We start from the raw sequence: 13,951 nt of genomic DNA on the forward strand, positions 1-13,951 counted from the left end.
TCAAGACAATGATATGATTCCGATCTGCTGGATGCCCGAATCGAAATAATAGACTTTGTCCACTAACTTGCGGAAATGCGCATCTTTTGGGTGCAAATCGCAAAACTTGAATTGCATTTTTGAGGTTCGGACTGGCGCAAAAAGTAAGGGCCCAGCAATTTCTTGCTAGGCCCTTTGAAACTTTTGGCTCCGACGGTAGGGATCGAACCTACGACCAATTGATTAACAGTCAACTGCTCTACCGCTGAGCTACGTCGGAACGGTCTGCACCGTATAGCCGTGAGAATCTGGGGCGTCCAGAGGGTTTTCGGGCATTTTTTCACTTTTTTTCGGACGGGTCCGGGTGAACCTTGAATTGCGCTTCGGCGTGTAGGTCTCCGACCGGTGCGGTGATAGATTGTCCCATGAGATCAATAAGGTGGGCCAGTACATTGCGCGTCGCCGCGCCCAGCAATGCGGGCGGCGTATCGGCGTAAATGCGGGCGGCAAGGGTGGCCGCGGTGGCGGGGCCTGACCTGAGTTCTTGCAAGATAGAGGTCTCCCGCGCGCGGCGGTGCGAAATCAGCCAGTTCAACCGCGCAGCGGGATCATCCACAGCGGCTCCATGGCCGGGATAGAACACCCGCCAGTCCCGTGCCGCAAGCCGTGCGCAGGAGGCCATAAAGTCGGTCAAATCGCCATCGGGGGGCGAAACCAGTGAAGAGGCCCAGCCCATCACGTGATCGGCGGTAAAGCAGGCGTCGTTCCAGGCCAGAGACAGGTGATTGCCAATGTGGCCGGGGGTGTGCAGCGCCTCAAGCGTCCAGCCGTCGCCTTTGATCTGTTCTCCGTCCGCCAATGTGATGTCGGGGACAAAGGCGCTGTCGATGCCTTCGCCGCCGCCCATAAGCCCGCTGCGGGCGAGATCTTGCATAACCGGAGAACGGCCTGCCTCGGCACTGCCAAAGGCCAGAACAGGGGCGTTGCAGGCCTGTGCCAAGGGGCGCGCCAGCGGCGAATGGTCCAGATGGCTGTGGGTGACGATGATGTGGCTGATGTGCTGTGCGTCGCCGACGGCATCCAGAATTGCCTGCAAATGCGCAGGGTCATCAGGGCCGGGGTCGATCACCGCCAGACCGCCGGTGCCCAGCAGATATGTATTGGTGCCGCGATAGGTCATCGGTGAGGGATTGGGCGCCACGATCCTCTGCAAGCCGGGCTCAAGCGTTTCCGGGGTGCCGATGGGCGGATCAAAGTTATCGGGGGCTTGCATGATTTCACCTTTCACAGCGGTGGCTCCTGGCCCTAAGGTCTATGCATGTTCTTTGTCTGGCTCAAACGATATATGCCGCGCGGCATCTACGGACGTGCGGCGCTGATCCTGATGTTGCCGGTTGTCTTTGTACAACTGGTGGTCACCGTGGTCTTTGCCCAACGGCACTTCGAGGGGGTCACCCAGCAGATGACCACCGCCATGATGCGCGAGCTGGCGATGGTCATGCAGGTGGTGGAGGAGACGGAGGATTCCAGTGACATTCCGTCCCGTGTCGCGGCGGAGGTTGGATTGCTCGACATGAATGTGCAACCGGTTGATCAAGGCGCAGTGCCGGAACAAAGCCAGATGGTCTGGTACGATTATTCGGGGCGGGTTCTGGATGACAAATTGCAGGCGGAATTGCCGGATTACCTTGCGGTCGATCTGACGCAGGGCAATCAGGTTCTGCTGTATCTGGACAGCGGCAAAGGGCCGGTGCGTGTGGGGCTTGACCGGCGGCGGGTGTCGGCGTCCAATCCGCACCAGCTGTTTGTTTACACGCTATTTTTTGGCGTTTTGATGACCTTCATCGCATCGGTTTACTTGCGCAATCAATTGCGCCCCATTCGCCGGTTGGCCCGCGCGGCAGAGGCGTTCGGGCGGGGGCGGCATTTGCCCTATACGCCGGCTGGCGCGGTCGAGGTGCGCAGCGCGGGGGCGGCTTTTGTCGATATGCGGGCACGTATCGAGCGGCAGATCGAACAGCGCACATTGATGCTGTCAGGGGTCAGTCATGATCTGCGCACGCCGCTCACGCGGATGCGGCTTGAACTGTCGATGCTGGATGAAGAGGAGGCTGCACCGCTGTTGCAGGATGTGGATGACATGCAGCGCATGTTGGACGAGTTTCTTGACTTTGCCAAAGGGGCCGGTGAGGGCAAACCCGAAGCCATCGAACCGCACAAGATGATAGCGGGTCTGGTGGACGAGGCCCGCAGGGCAGGGCGCGATGTGACGTTGCTGCCGCCGGAGGGGGACGGTACAGGCACGGTTATGCTGCGGGCCGTGGCGATGCGGCGGGCGGTCGACAACCTGATTTCCAATGCTGTGCGCTATGGGGCGCGGGCAGAAGTGTCTGTCATGCTCAGCGACAAGACATTGCGCATTCGGGTTGAGGATGACGGTCCGGGCATTCCCGAAAGCCGCCGCGCCGAGGCCACCCGCGCCTTTACCCGCCTTGATCCGGCACGCAACCAGGACAAAGGCGGCGGTGTCGGGCTTGGCCTTGCCATTGCCACGGATATTGCACGGGCCCATGGCGGGGTGCTGCGTCTTGGCGAATCCACCCGGCTTGGCGGGTTGCGGGCCGATATTGTGATTGCACGGTAGAACAGGCATCTGACCCAGCGGCAGGATTGCTTTTGTCGCCAATGGTTTGCACGTTAGCTTCAAACAAGCGCAGGAGCCCGCAATGAACCCCTATGAGATGATCAAAGCCCACCTTGGCACAGCTGTGCCTTTTGCCAACCATGTTGGCGTCAAATTGCTGGAGGTTGGCGACGGTGTTGGCAGTGCCGAGCTGGAGCAGCGCACAGAGGTGTCCAACCATATCGAAAGCATGCATGCAGGGGCGATGTTCACATTGGGCGAGGCGGCCTCCGGTGCGGCGGTTGCGGGGGCCTTGGCACCGGTGATCCTGGAGATGCGGCCGGTGGCAGCAACCGGTCAGATCGCTTTCAAGAAGGTCGCGATTGGGACATTGACCGCTCATGCCAAAACATCCCAGCCGGGGGCGGCGTTGATGGCAGCAATCAAGGACACGGGCAAGGTGGCCTTTGACGTGACCGTCGATATCCAGGACAGCAGCGGCGACACCGTGGTTGAAATGACAGTGAATTGGTACGTCAGCGCCAAAAGATAACGCGGCCTGTGCGATCAGGCCATTTCCGGTGGATGTTAATCGCCCATTAGGGTGCGGGCGATAGGTACGCGGTGAATAAACCGCGGCCGAAAGGCGCGATGCCTCGAACATCAAAGGACTCTGCCATGAAATTGCCCCTACTCGTTCTTTCCCTGCTGTGCCTGCCTTTCCTTTTTCCCACAGCATCAGATGCAACTGTCAGGCTGGGCGTGATGTCCCCCACGGGGGAGGCAACCGCGATGAAGCAATGGTCACCCGTCGCGAAAGAGCTGGAAGCGATGCTGGACGAAGAGGTGGTGCTGATCGCCCTGAACGCCGGTAACCTTTTGGAAAGACTGGACAGTGGCGCGTTGGACGTGGTGATCGGAAATCCGGTTCAGGCTGCGATCGCAACGACCCAGATGCGCGCACAACCTGTCGCCAGCGTGGTCAAGAAAACCGGCAAACAATTTGGCGGGGTAATCGTGGCAAACCCCAATGCGGGGATCACATCCGCTGCGGACCTCAAGGGCAAAAGTGTCATGACGCTCAAGACTTCTGCGGCGGGTGGGTTCATTTTTCAGACCCATTATCTGCTGGGCCTTGGCATCACTTCACCGGACGATTTTGGCCGGCATGCCGTCGCCAAAAGCCAAAAAGACATCGTAAACCTCGTGGCCAAAGGTGCGTTTGACGCGGGGTTTGTGCGCACGGGGATGGTAGATGACATGATCGCACGGGGCGAGATTGCCGAAGGGGATGTGATCATCGTGGACCGCAAGGAAACGGTTGGTTTTCCCCATGCCCATAGCACGGGCCTTTATCCTGAGTGGATGGTCTTTGCGCATGCCGATTATGATGTTCAGACCGTCAATCGGCTGCGTGATGCGTTGACCAGGCTCGCTGCGGGCGCTCCGGCGTTGGAAACGGCGCGGGTGCAGGGTTTTGACGCGCCGCAAGATCTGTCCGGCATTATTGATGCCTTGGATGCGGTTGGGATTTTGGCAGGGGGCAGCGACTGAGCGTTCTGCGCCGGGAAGAATTTTCGAGATCAAACAGGTGTCCGATGTCTAGACTGAGCATTTCGATAAAACTTGCGATGATTGTTGGAATGCTCTGCATCGGCATGGTCGCATTGGTGACAACGGCCAACATCTCGCGCCAGACCGACGCTTTGGGGGCATTCGGGCAGAAAAGCCTGAGTATGGTGACCCAACTGGGCGCAACCCAGATTGCCGATGCCGAAGCAGACGCCGAAACAAAAATGCAGTTCATAATTGATCTTCTGACCTCCGTCAGTGGCGATGCATTGGCCTCTTACAACGTTGATTTGCTGGACAAAATCATCTCTGCCGTGCTGGTGGATCCTTCCGTGGCGCATGTGGCGTTCAAAACAATGGATGGTGTTGAACTGGCCGAAGGTGGCGCCATCCCCGAAGGTGTGGAAACCCGCGCGGTCACTGCAACCGTCGCGGCGGATGGCACCAATTTTGGAACCGTGGTGGTCACGCGAAGTTTCGCCCCGATTGTGGCCCTGAGGCATGGGATCGACACCCTTACCGAAGAAAAGGCCGATCTGCTTTCTGCGCTGTCCGGCGATCTGAGGACCAGCACAATCAACGCCTCTATCAGCTTTGCGGCCATCGCTGCGGTTCTGGCTGCTGTCGCGGTCTACGGCGTGACAGTATTTTTGGTCGGCGGCCCACTGGCGGTGAGCGCGACCTTGATCAAAAAGATCACCAATGACGATACCGATTTTGAGCGGCCGAAAATGGCGGCCCGCAAGGACGAGATTGGCCAGCTTGGCAAAGCTATAGACATGTTTCGCCAAACGGTTGTTGATGCCCGCGAGATGCAGCGCAACGAAGCGGCGCGCGCCGCGCAGGACGCAGCCGAGGAAAAAGCCCGCAAGATAGCCGAGACCGAGGCAGAGCAACGCCGCGCCGAAGCGGAGGCCGCCGAAGCAGAGCGCCGCCGCGCCGAAGAGGCGGAACGCGCCGCGGAAAGGGACGCCATGCGCAGCCAGGCCGATGCGGAACGTCAGGCGCTTTTGAACCAGCAGGCCAAGGTTGTCGATACGCTCGCCAATGCATTGAAAAGACTGTCCGATGGTGATCTCAGCGTGTCGATTGATGCGGTTTTTGATGGCCCCTATGAAGGCCTGCGCTCCGACTTCAATTCCACCGTTGTGACCCTCCGGTCAGCGATTTCTGCCGTGGCCATGCTGACCTCTACCATTCGCGGTGAGACCGCGGCGATATCTTCTGGTGCAAATGATTTGTCGCAGCGAACGGAGCGGCAGGCCGCCACGCTTGAAGAGACGACCGCCGCATTGACCCAATTGAACGCATCCGTGCACTCCGCGTCCGGCCGGGCGCAGGACGCGGACGAAAGGGCGCAATCGGCACGCATCAAGGCAGATGAAAGCGGCGAGGTGGCGCAATCTGCGATCCTTGCCATGGGGCAGATCAAATCATCATCGGATCAGATTTCAAAAATCACCAAAGTCATCGACGAAATTGCATTTCAGACCAATCTGCTGGCCCTGAATGCCGGGGTCGAGGCGGCCCGCGCAGGGGACGCCGGGCGCGGATTTGCAGTTGTGGCCACCGAAGTGCGTGCGCTTGCCCAACGATCGGCAGATGCGGCCCGTGAGATCAGCGAGCTGATTCTTGCAAGCGAAACCCAGGTCAACGCCGGGGTGGAGCTGGTCGAAACAACAGGCACATCGCTGGCAGATATCGTGGCCTCCATCTCAGAAATCACCGAACTTGTTGGCTCCATCGCGGCCTCCACCAAGCAACAATCGGAAGGCTTGAACGAAGTGAACGAAGCCATGACCAAGCTGGACCAGGTCACGCAGCAAAACGCAGCCATGTTCGAAGAAACCGCCGCCGCCAGCCAGGCGCTCAATAACGAAACAGACGCCCTGTCAGATGCAGTGTCGCATTTCAAATTGGCGGAACTGACAGATGCGCCCTCAGAAAACATTGCACTTGCATCATAGATGCCTGTTTCGCGGCCAGAGGCGGGCCAGTGCAATGCCAGGCGAAGCATGACTCGGCACGGCAAGCAGGCGCAGATCCTTGGCAACACTGGAGCACGGCTTGTGGCCTTATAGATCTTCGCCAGACAGCCAATTCCCAGAAATCGCGGCAGCCCTAAGCGAATCAACTTCAGACATGGCTGTAGGTTCGGCTTGATGGGTTTTTTATGAGATAGCGGTAGGCCCGGCAGGACTTGAACCCGCAACCAAAGCGTTATGAGCGCTCTGCTCTAACCAATTGAGCTACAGGCCCGCCACGGCGTTTGGGTATGCGGGTGCGGCGCTTTCGTCAAGGCTTACCGTTGCACCATTTGCAGGGATGGACTAACCCCGCAGCAACGCAACATCTCACTGCCAGGGGACCAGAGCATGTCAGCACCCAAAAACGGAATCACCTACGCCGATGCGGGCGTTGATATTGATGCAGGCAACGCATTGGTCGAACGGATCAAACCGGCTGCCAAACGCACGGCGCGGCCCGGTGTGATGTCCGGCCTTGGCGGCTTTGGGGCGTTGTTTGACCTCAAGGGCGCAGGGTTCACCGATCCGGTTCTGGTTGCAGCCACAGACGGCGTGGGCACCAAGTTGCGCATCGCGATCGACACCGGCAATGTGGACGGGATTGGCATTGATCTGGTGGCTATGTGTGTCAACGATCTTGTCTGCCAAGGTGCGGAGCCTTTGTTCTTCCTCGACTATTTTGCGACGGGCAAGCTTGAGCTGGATCAGGCGACACGGATCATTGAGGGCATCGCCGAGGGCTGCGCCCTGTCTGGCTGTGCCTTGATTGGCGGCGAAACCGCGGAAATGCCGGGCATGTATGACGCGGGCGATTTTGATCTGGCAGGATTTTCCGTTGGTGCAATGGAACGCGGCGCGGAATTGCCGCGCGATGTGGCCGAAGGCGATGTCCTGCTTGGCTTGCCCAGCGATGGTGTCCACTCCAACGGTTACAGCCTTGTGCGCAAAATCGTTGAGGTCAGCGGTCTGGCGTGGGGGGATGATTGCCCTTGGGGTGAGGGCACACTTGGCGCGGCGCTGCTGACGCCGACCAAACTCTATGTCAAAGGGGCGGTGGCAGCCCTGCGCGGGGAGTGCGTGAATGCGCTGGCGCATATCACGGGCGGCGGGCTGACTGAGAACCTGCCTCGGGTTCTGCCCGAAGGACTTGGAGCGGAGATTGATTTGACGGCATGGGATTTGCCGCCCGTGTTCAAATGGCTGGCTGCTCAAGGTGGCCTGGCCGAGGCGGAATTGCTCAAGACCTTCAACTCCGGTCTTGGAATGATCGCGGTTGTGCCTGCAGGGAAGGTTGAGGCCGCAACGCAGGCCTTTGGCAGTGACGGCCATGCCGCGATCCAGATTGGCAAGATCACGAAAGGTGGCGGTGTCCGCTATCAGGGCAGCTTGCTTTGACCAAGCGGGTTGCGATTTTTGTCTCTGGCGGTGGCTCCAACATGCGGGCGCTGGTGGAAGATATGACCGGCGACCATCCGGGGCGGGCCTGTGTCGTGCTGTCGAACAATGCCGATGCAGGCGGTATCGCCTGGGCCAAGGCGCGGGGGATTGCGACCGAAGTTGTGGATCACCGCCCGTTCCAAGGCGACCGCACCGCATTTGAAGGGGCGCTGAGCGCGGCCATGGCCCGTCACCGGCCTGATATGATTTGCCTTGCCGGTTTCATGCGCAAGCTGACCGGCGGGTTTACCGATCAATGGGCCGGCCGGATGATCAATATTCACCCATCTTTATTGCCCAAATACAAAGGGTTGCACACACATTCCCGCGCGCTTGACGCGGGTGATACGATCCATGGCTGCACCGTACATGAAGTCACCGCCGCCTTGGATGATGGTCCGATCTTGGGGCAGGCGCAGCTTTCCATCAACGCGGACGACACGCCACAGACATTGGCCGCGCGTGTTTTGACGCTGGAACATCAGCTGTATCCCGCTGTTTTGCGCCGGTTTGCCGCCGATGATCGCACCCCGGTGTTCTTGCAGGGGTGATCTGGCCAAGCGGCGGCAGTTGATGTACCGATGACGGAACTGCGCCCTGCAAACCCGTTTTTTCGAAGTGAATACATGAAAACCATCACCACGACCGCCGATCTGGCTGCCTTTTGCAGCGAAGCCGCCAAATACGATTATGTCACTGTAGATACGGAATTTTTGCGCGAACGAACGTATTATTCCAAGCTGTGTCTGGTGCAATTGGCGATGCCGGGCACCGATGATAGCAACGCGGTTTTGGTGGATCCGCTGGCAAAAGACATCTCGCTTGAGCCGCTTTATGAGCTGTTTCGCGACAAGTCTGTGGTCAAGGTGTTTCACGCCGCGCGGCAGGATCTTGAGATTTTCTTTGTCGATGCTGGGGTGTTCCCAGAACCCCTTTTTGACACGCAGGTGGCGGCGATGGTTTGCGGGTTCGGTGAGCAGGTCGGCTATGAAACGCTGGTGCGCAAGATCACCAATGGCGGCGTCGACAAGACCTCGCGTTTTACCGACTGGTCGCGGCGCCCTTTGACGGAAGCGCAGAAAACCTACGCCCTCGCCGATGTGACGCATTTGCGGCAGATCTACGAATTTCTGGCCGAAAAGCTGGACGAAAGCGGGCGCGGGCGTTGGGTGCAGGAAGAACTGGCGATCCTCACCAATCCCGACACCTATGTGACCCAGCCGCAAGAGGCGTGGAAGCGGGTCAAGACGCGGACAAATTCCGGTAAGTTCCTGGGCATCGTGCGCGAGCTGGCAGCGTTTCGCGAAGAATATGCCCAGACGCGTAATGTGCCGCGCAACCGGGTGTTCAAAGACGACGCATTGGTCGAACTGGCCAGTCTGAAGCCAAAAAACACCGAAGAATTGAGCCGTTCGCGCCTGTTGCTCCGCGAGGCCCGCAAAGGTGAGATCGCAGAAGGCATCCTCAAGGGGATTGCGGCGGGGGTGTCTTGCCCGCCAGCGGATCTGCCGAAACCGGACCGGAGCCGTGACAAATTGCAGGTGAACCCGGCGCTGGCCGATTTGCTGCGTGTCCTGCTCAAGGCCAAGACCGAACAGGCGGGGGTGGCGGCCAAGCTGATCGCGCCTGCGGCGGATCTGGATGGTATCGCTGCGGGGCTACGTGACCTGCCCGCGTTGAACGGTTGGCGGCGTGAGGTGTTTGGCAATGACGCGCTGCGCCTGTGCAACGGTGAAATTGCGCTGACGGCGGTGGGAAACGACGTGAAGGTTGTCGAGGTCTAGGGTAGAAACATCAATAAAATCAAACAGGAGGCAGCAATGTCAGAAATTACACGTCACCATACAAACACCCGGATGAGCCAGATCGTTGAGCATAACGGCACGATCTATCTGGCCGGTCAGGTTGGCACCGCCGGGGCCAGTGTGGCACAGCAGACGCAGGATTGCCTCGACGCGATTGACCGTCTGCTGGCCGAGGTTGGATCAGACAAGACACGCATCCTGCAGGCGGTGATCTGGCTGGCGGATATGGCCGATTTTGCCGAGATGAACGGCGTGTGGGATGCATGGGTTCCCGAAGGACAAGCGCCTGCGCGTGCCTGCGGCGAGGCCAAATTGGCCCATCCTGATTTTACGGTTGAGATTATTGTGACGGCTGCCGCGGCGGGCTGATCCAAGAGGCGTTTCGGACAGGATCCGAAACGCCATTTCGCTTTAGCGGCGGATAACGCGCGCGTTTTCAATGCCTTCGACACGGATGCTGCGCACATTGCGCAGGGTCTGATCGGTCACTCTGCGTGCTGCAACCACCTCGCGTGTGGCGCGGGCGCCGACAGGCGTTGGCGTGTTGGGGCGGACCCCTTCCAAGCGATAGGTCAGAACACCATCGACGGGCAGTTCAGCATCGTTTTGTGGCGTCAGCCGCACCTGATAAATGCCTTGCCGTGCCGCAAGGCCGGTCGCGCGGATGATGGCACCGCCCGGAATGCGTTCGATTGTCAGCTCTGTCACCTGCTCGAACGGCCGGCCTGCATAGGTGTCCGCGGCCTCGCGATCACGAGCAAACAAACCGCCGGTCTTTGGAATCAGCGGATTGGTGTTTTCCACCTGTTCAATCGGTTCGGAACGCGATTTACCGAACCAGTTGAACGGGTTGACCCGGCTGTCGCGGATCGTGCCGCAGGCGGCCAATGTCAGAGATGTTGCGAGAAGCAAAGAGAGGGTCTTGCGCATCAGGTCGCCCTTGGAATTTGAACTGTCTTTTGACTACCTGATCCCGTGGGCCTTGGGAAGGGGGTGGACCTTTGGCGGCTCTGCTCCTACCTCTGTGACGCAAATATCACCTGAGGATCCCGCTATGGCCAATGCCGCGTTTGAAGAGCTTGTCGAAGATTTTGAGTTTCTTGAGGATTGGGAAGACCGGTATCGCCATGTGATTGAGCAGGGCAAGGCGATGGAACCTTTGGAAGAGGCGCTGCGGGTGCCTGCGACCAAGGTGGACGGCTGTGCCTCTCAGGTGTGGCTGCATGCGCAGTTCGATGACGGGCGCCTGCATTTCGACGGAGCGAGTGACGCGATGATCGTGTCTGGCCTGATTGCAGTTTTGCGTATTCTTTACAATGGATTAACCGCTGCGGAGGTGCTGGCAGTGGATGCCCGCGCCGAGATGGGGCGGCTTGGGCTGAACGATCATTTGTCGGCACAGCGTTCGAACGGGTTGCGGGCGATGATAGAACGTATTCGCGAAACCGCCGCGCAGGTGGGCTGATCATTCGCGGGCAGGGGGCCAGCCCCCAATCGGCCCTGACGGGCCGCTTCCCCCGGAATATTTGAAAGCCAAAAAGGGGAGGACTGGTGACATGAGATCCGACAGTGTGGCGCAGGCCGCGGCCTATGCTGATAATGGTCAATTGCAGGCGGATTTGGCCGCTTGGGTGGCGTTTCGGACAGAAAGCCAGAATCCGGCGCAGCGCGACGTGCTTTATCAATACCTGCGTTCTGCGATCCTGCCACGGTTGCAGACCAACGCCTTTGATGGGGCGATATACGACAATCCGGTTGCGGGCGGCGGGCCGTTTCTTTTGGCGGATCGGATCGAAGATCCTGCTTTGCCGGTTGTTCTGATCTATGGCCATGGCGATGTGATCTGGGGGCAGGATGATGCCTGGGAGGCAGGGCTCGCGCCGTTTGAATTGACAGAACGGGGCGCGGCGTTGTTCGGGCGCGGTGCGGCGGACAACAAGGTCCAGCATTTGATCAACATCGCGGCACTAGAGGCGGTTTTAGCGGTGCAGGGGCGTCTTGGGTTCAACGTCAAGATTGTGATCGAGATGAGCGAGGAAATCGGATCGCCGGGGCTTGCAGAGATGATGCGCAGTCATCGCGAAACCTTGCAGGCGGATGTTTTGATCGCCTCTGACGGTCCGCGATTGGAGCCGGACACGCCGACGCTGTTCATGGGCTCGCGCGGGGCGTTGAACTTTGATCTGGTGGTGGATCTGCGTGACGGTGCGCATCATTCGGGCAACTGGGGGGGATTGCTGGCCGATCCGGCGGTGATCCTGACCCAGGCTTTGGCGTCGATTTGTGATGCGCGGGGGCAGATCAAAGTGCCGGAATGGCGGCCAGACAGTTTGACACCCGAGATCCGTGCAACGCTTGCACGGTTACCGGAGACAGACAGCAGCGATCCAGATTGGGGCGAAGCGGGGCTGACGGCCGCAGAAAGGGCCTATGGGTGGAACAGTTTTGCGATTCTGGCGATGTCATCGGGCCGGCCGGAGGCGCCGGTGAATGCGATTTCCGGATCGGCGCGTGCGCATTGCCAGTTGCGCTATGTGGTGGGCACCGATGCCGATGACATCCTGCCTGCGCTCCGGCGGCATCTGGCGGCGGCGGGGTTTGATCAGGTTGAGGTACGCGAGGCGGACAGCGTTCCGATGCGGGCGACGCGGCTGGATCCGGATCATCCTTGGGTGCGCTTTGCAGAGGGGTCGATCCAACGGACCACAGGCAAGACACCACATGTTTTGCCGAATCTTGCCGGATCGCTGCCCAATGAATGTTTCTCCGATATCCTGGGCCTGCCGACCATCTGGATTCCCCACAGTTATCTGGGCTGCAACCAACATGCGCCAAACGAACATGTGTTGAAATCGATTTTCCGGGAAGGGATGCAGGTGATGGCCGGGTTGTTCTGGGACATCGGAGCAGGCAGGCCGCCTAGAGCGCTTTGAGCGCCTCGGTGAGATCCCCGTATCCGGTCAGGCGACGTTCAAATTTGAGGCCTAGTCGATCGGCGCATTTACGGGCCTTTTCTGTCAGTTCTGGATCATCTGTTTGGGCCTGGTAGACCAGTTTCTCGTAGTTGCCAAAATACATATCACGCAATTCTGGATGCCGGTCGAGGCCCATGGGTTTGATGATGAAGGCGTCAAATTGGCGGACCAGAAAATCGGTCAGGTAAAAGCTGGTGAACTCCTCGTCCATCTTGGCGGCAAAGGCGGCGTTGCCTTCGAAAAAGCTGTAGCAATGCGGGCCGGCCACCATTTTGACCCCCAGTTCATCGCAGGCGGCCTGTAATCCGCCACCGGTGCCGCAATCTGCGTAAACCACGAAGAAATCATCATAATCATCGCGGTGCTTGGCGATTGTGGCCCGCACGGCGTCGGTGATTTTTTCCGGGTAAAGGTGGTATTTCGCCGGCAGGCAGGTCAGGTCCAGATGGGTCCAGCCATTGGCGGCCTTGAGGTCGAGAATTTCGCGCGCCAGAGCGCCGCAAGCGATCAGCAGGATGCGCCCGCGCGGGGTATCTGTGTCCAGCCCGTTCTCTGTCAGCTCGGCGTCGCTTGGGATCATGATCGGAACTTTCGCAGGGCCACCGCAGCGATGAGCGCCAGCACCGGGACCAATGCACCGATGGGCGCAGGCAGAACGGAGAATGCCAGCACGGTCAGTCCCGCACATAGCAGGACTGCGACAATCATCAGGGCAAACAGGCGTGGGGGCATGGGCAGACCTTTCTTGTGTCAAGATAGGTGGTGCGGGGCCATTAAAAAAGGCCCCCGCAGGGGCCTTTCAAATCAGGGTCAGGCGGATTTTGCGCTGTTGTGCTTGCGTGCCATCCACTCTTTGGCGGTTTCAACTGCCACCGCCGCATCGCGGCAATAGGCGTCTGCGCCAATGGCTTTTCCGAACTCTTCGTTCAGGGGCGCGCCGCCGACCAGAACGATGTAATCATCGCGAATGCCCTGTTCGATCATCGTGTCGATCACGACCTTCATATAGGGCATTGTGGTGGTCAGAAGTGCGGACATGCCAAGGATATCAGGGCCTTCGGTTTCCATCGCCTCAAGATAGTTTTCGACCGGGTTGTTAATACCCAGATCAACCACTTCAAAGCCTGCGCCTTCCATCATCATGCCGACAAGGTTCTTGCCGATGTCGTGGATGTCGCCCTTGACGGTGCCGATGACCATTTTGCCAACGCGCGGAGCACCGGTTTCGGCCAGCAGTGGCTTGAGGATGGCCATGCCGCCCTTCATCGCATTTGCTGCAAGCAAAACTTCGGGCACAAACAGGATGCCGTCCCGGAAATCCGCGCCAACGATGGTCATGCCGCCGACTAGCGCTTTTGTCAGGATGTCGTAAGGTTCCCACTTGCGCTCAAGCAGGATGTTAACCCCTTCTTCGATCTCTTCCTTGAGACCGTCGTAAAGGTCGTCGAACATCTGTTGGACAAGTTCTTCGTCGTCGAGTTCTGACAGGATGATTTCGTCTTCGTCGGACATGTTATTTCCTTCTGCTGCCGT

Annotated in this window: 15 protein-coding genes and 2 tRNA genes; 10 read left to right on the forward strand and 7 right to left on the reverse strand. The window is 59.0% G+C overall.

Annotated features, from left to right (window positions below; genetic code table 11):
- Positions 1-184: 184 nt before the first annotated feature.
- Both K3754_RS08910 and K3754_RS08915 read right to left on the reverse strand, forming a co-directional pair.
- Positions 185-259 (reverse strand) — tRNA-Asn (locus tag K3754_RS08910).
- A 60-nt stretch (positions 260-319) separates the two neighbouring features.
- Positions 320-1,252 (reverse strand): MBL fold metallo-hydrolase, encoded by a 933-nt coding sequence (locus tag K3754_RS08915; protein WP_259942990.1) that lies wholly within the window; start codon positions 1,250-1,252, stop codon positions 320-322.
- Between the two features lie 45 nt (positions 1,253-1,297).
- On the opposite strand from K3754_RS08915, the gene K3754_RS08920 reads away from it, so the two are divergent.
- The 4 genes from K3754_RS08920 (at position 1,298) to K3754_RS08935 (ending at position 6,141) form a co-directional block, all read left to right on the forward strand.
- The gene (locus tag K3754_RS08920) at positions 1,298-2,623 is read left to right on the forward strand and encodes an ATP-binding protein (protein WP_259942993.1); all 1,326 of its coding nucleotides are present in this window, start codon (positions 1,298-1,300) and stop codon (positions 2,621-2,623) included.
- A gap of 82 nt (positions 2,624-2,705) precedes the next feature.
- Entirely contained in the window at positions 2,706-3,155 is a 450-nt protein-coding gene (locus tag K3754_RS08925) for a DUF4442 domain-containing protein (RefSeq protein ID WP_203211367.1), read from the forward strand.
- Between the two features lie 125 nt (positions 3,156-3,280).
- A complete protein-coding gene (locus K3754_RS08930; RefSeq protein ID WP_259942995.1) occupies positions 3,281-4,156 on the forward strand; it encodes a phosphate/phosphite/phosphonate ABC transporter substrate-binding protein in 876 nt (291 codons plus the stop codon).
- A gap of 44 nt (positions 4,157-4,200) precedes the next feature.
- Positions 4,201-6,141 carry a methyl-accepting chemotaxis protein gene (locus K3754_RS08935; RefSeq protein WP_259942998.1) on the forward strand — a complete coding sequence of 647 codons (1,941 nt, stop codon included), beginning with the start codon at positions 4,201-4,203 and terminating at the stop codon, positions 6,139-6,141.
- A 218-nt stretch (positions 6,142-6,359) separates the two neighbouring features.
- Here K3754_RS08935 and K3754_RS08940 read toward each other — a convergent pair.
- A tRNA-Ile gene (locus tag K3754_RS08940) sits at positions 6,360-6,433 on the reverse strand.
- Between the two features lie 116 nt (positions 6,434-6,549).
- Here K3754_RS08940 and purM point away from each other — a divergent pair.
- The 4 genes from purM to K3754_RS08960 all read left to right on the forward strand — a co-directional run bounded on the left by purM (position 6,550) and on the right by K3754_RS08960 (position 9,812).
- Positions 6,550-7,596 carry a phosphoribosylformylglycinamidine cyclo-ligase gene (purM, locus tag K3754_RS08945; protein ID WP_259943001.1) on the forward strand — a complete coding sequence of 349 codons (1,047 nt, stop codon included), beginning with the start codon at positions 6,550-6,552 and terminating at the stop codon, positions 7,594-7,596.
- Positions 7,593-8,189: a phosphoribosylglycinamide formyltransferase gene (purN, locus tag K3754_RS08950; RefSeq protein WP_259943003.1), complete on the forward strand. Its 597-nt coding sequence runs from the start codon at positions 7,593-7,595 to the stop codon at positions 8,187-8,189. The genes purM and purN overlap by 4 nt, the downstream gene beginning before the upstream one ends.
- A 75-nt stretch (positions 8,190-8,264) precedes the next feature.
- Entirely contained in the window at positions 8,265-9,422 is a 1,158-nt protein-coding gene (gene rnd, locus K3754_RS08955) for a ribonuclease D (RefSeq protein ID WP_203212144.1), read from the forward strand.
- 36 nt (positions 9,423-9,458) lie between these two features.
- Positions 9,459-9,812 carry a RidA family protein gene (locus K3754_RS08960; protein ID WP_259943005.1) on the forward strand — a complete coding sequence of 118 codons (354 nt, stop codon included), beginning with the start codon at positions 9,459-9,461 and terminating at the stop codon, positions 9,810-9,812.
- A gap of 42 nt (positions 9,813-9,854) precedes the next feature.
- Here the strand turns inward: K3754_RS08960 and K3754_RS08965 are convergent, their stop codons facing one another.
- Positions 9,855-10,373, reverse strand: a complete 519-nt coding sequence (locus K3754_RS08965) for a hypothetical protein (RefSeq protein WP_203211361.1) — start codon at positions 10,371-10,373, stop codon at positions 9,855-9,857.
- A gap of 124 nt (positions 10,374-10,497) precedes the next feature.
- Here K3754_RS08965 and K3754_RS08970 point away from each other — a divergent pair, with 124 nt between their 5' ends.
- Both K3754_RS08970 and K3754_RS08975 read left to right on the forward strand, forming a co-directional pair.
- On the forward strand, positions 10,498-10,908 hold the full coding sequence (locus K3754_RS08970) for a SufE family protein (RefSeq protein ID WP_203211360.1): 411 nt from the start codon (positions 10,498-10,500) through the stop codon (positions 10,906-10,908).
- A 91-nt stretch (positions 10,909-10,999) separates the two neighbouring features.
- The gene (locus K3754_RS08975) at positions 11,000-12,376 is read left to right on the forward strand and encodes a M20 family metallopeptidase (RefSeq protein ID WP_259943008.1); all 1,377 of its coding nucleotides are present in this window, start codon (positions 11,000-11,002) and stop codon (positions 12,374-12,376) included.
- On the opposite strand, the gene K3754_RS08980 is transcribed toward K3754_RS08975, so the two are convergent.
- The 3 genes from K3754_RS08980 to K3754_RS08990 all read right to left on the reverse strand — a co-directional run bounded on the left by K3754_RS08980 (position 12,363) and on the right by K3754_RS08990 (position 13,930).
- Positions 12,363-12,998: a DUF1638 domain-containing protein gene (locus K3754_RS08980; protein ID WP_259943011.1), complete on the reverse strand. Its 636-nt coding sequence runs from the start codon at positions 12,996-12,998 to the stop codon at positions 12,363-12,365. The two genes, K3754_RS08975 and K3754_RS08980, sit on opposite strands and share 14 nt — an antisense overlap.
- Complete coding sequence (locus K3754_RS08985; RefSeq protein ID WP_203211357.1) at positions 12,995-13,150, reverse strand: hypothetical protein; 156 nt, start codon at positions 13,148-13,150, stop codon at positions 12,995-12,997. Before K3754_RS08985 ends, K3754_RS08980 begins: the two co-directional genes overlap by 4 nt.
- 78 nt (positions 13,151-13,228) lie before the next feature.
- Positions 13,229-13,930: a B12-binding domain-containing protein gene (locus tag K3754_RS08990; RefSeq protein ID WP_203211356.1), complete on the reverse strand. Its 702-nt coding sequence runs from the start codon at positions 13,928-13,930 to the stop codon at positions 13,229-13,231.
- Positions 13,931-13,951 lie beyond the last annotated feature (21 nt).

It is taken from the genome of Sulfitobacter sp. M368, assembly GCF_025141875.1.
GTDB lineage: Bacteria > Pseudomonadota > Alphaproteobacteria > Rhodobacterales > Rhodobacteraceae > Sulfitobacter > Sulfitobacter mediterraneus_A.

What these genes read in the sequence shown, in the direction of transcription:
- K3754_RS08915 (WP_259942990.1), bottom strand. Translation starts at nt 1,252, where the DNA reads ATGCAAGCCCCCGATAACTTTGATCCGCCCATCGGCACCCCGGAAACG.
- K3754_RS08920 (WP_259942993.1), top strand. Translation starts at nt 1,298, where the DNA reads ATGTTCTTTGTCTGGCTCAAACGATATATGCCGCGCGGCATCTACGGA.
- K3754_RS08925 (WP_203211367.1), top strand. Translation starts at nt 2,706, where the DNA reads ATGAACCCCTATGAGATGATCAAAGCCCACCTTGGCACAGCTGTGCCT.
- K3754_RS08930 (WP_259942995.1), top strand. Translation starts at nt 3,281, where the DNA reads ATGAAATTGCCCCTACTCGTTCTTTCCCTGCTGTGCCTGCCTTTCCTT.
- K3754_RS08935 (WP_259942998.1), top strand. Translation starts at nt 4,201, where the DNA reads ATGTCTAGACTGAGCATTTCGATAAAACTTGCGATGATTGTTGGAATG.
- purM (WP_259943001.1), top strand. Translation starts at nt 6,550, where the DNA reads ATGTCAGCACCCAAAAACGGAATCACCTACGCCGATGCGGGCGTTGAT.
- rnd (WP_203212144.1), top strand. Translation starts at nt 8,265, where the DNA reads ATGAAAACCATCACCACGACCGCCGATCTGGCTGCCTTTTGCAGCGAA.
- K3754_RS08960 (WP_259943005.1), top strand. Translation starts at nt 9,459, where the DNA reads ATGTCAGAAATTACACGTCACCATACAAACACCCGGATGAGCCAGATC.
- K3754_RS08965 (WP_203211361.1), bottom strand. Translation starts at nt 10,373, where the DNA reads ATGCGCAAGACCCTCTCTTTGCTTCTCGCAACATCTCTGACATTGGCC.
- K3754_RS08970 (WP_203211360.1), top strand. Translation starts at nt 10,498, where the DNA reads ATGGCCAATGCCGCGTTTGAAGAGCTTGTCGAAGATTTTGAGTTTCTT.
- K3754_RS08975 (WP_259943008.1), top strand. Translation starts at nt 11,000, where the DNA reads ATGAGATCCGACAGTGTGGCGCAGGCCGCGGCCTATGCTGATAATGGT.
- K3754_RS08980 (WP_259943011.1), bottom strand. Translation starts at nt 12,998, where the DNA reads ATGATCCCAAGCGACGCCGAGCTGACAGAGAACGGGCTGGACACAGAT.
- K3754_RS08985 (WP_203211357.1), bottom strand. Translation starts at nt 13,150, where the DNA reads ATGCCCCCACGCCTGTTTGCCCTGATGATTGTCGCAGTCCTGCTATGT.
- K3754_RS08990 (WP_203211356.1), bottom strand. Translation starts at nt 13,930, where the DNA reads ATGTCCGACGAAGACGAAATCATCCTGTCAGAACTCGACGACGAAGAA.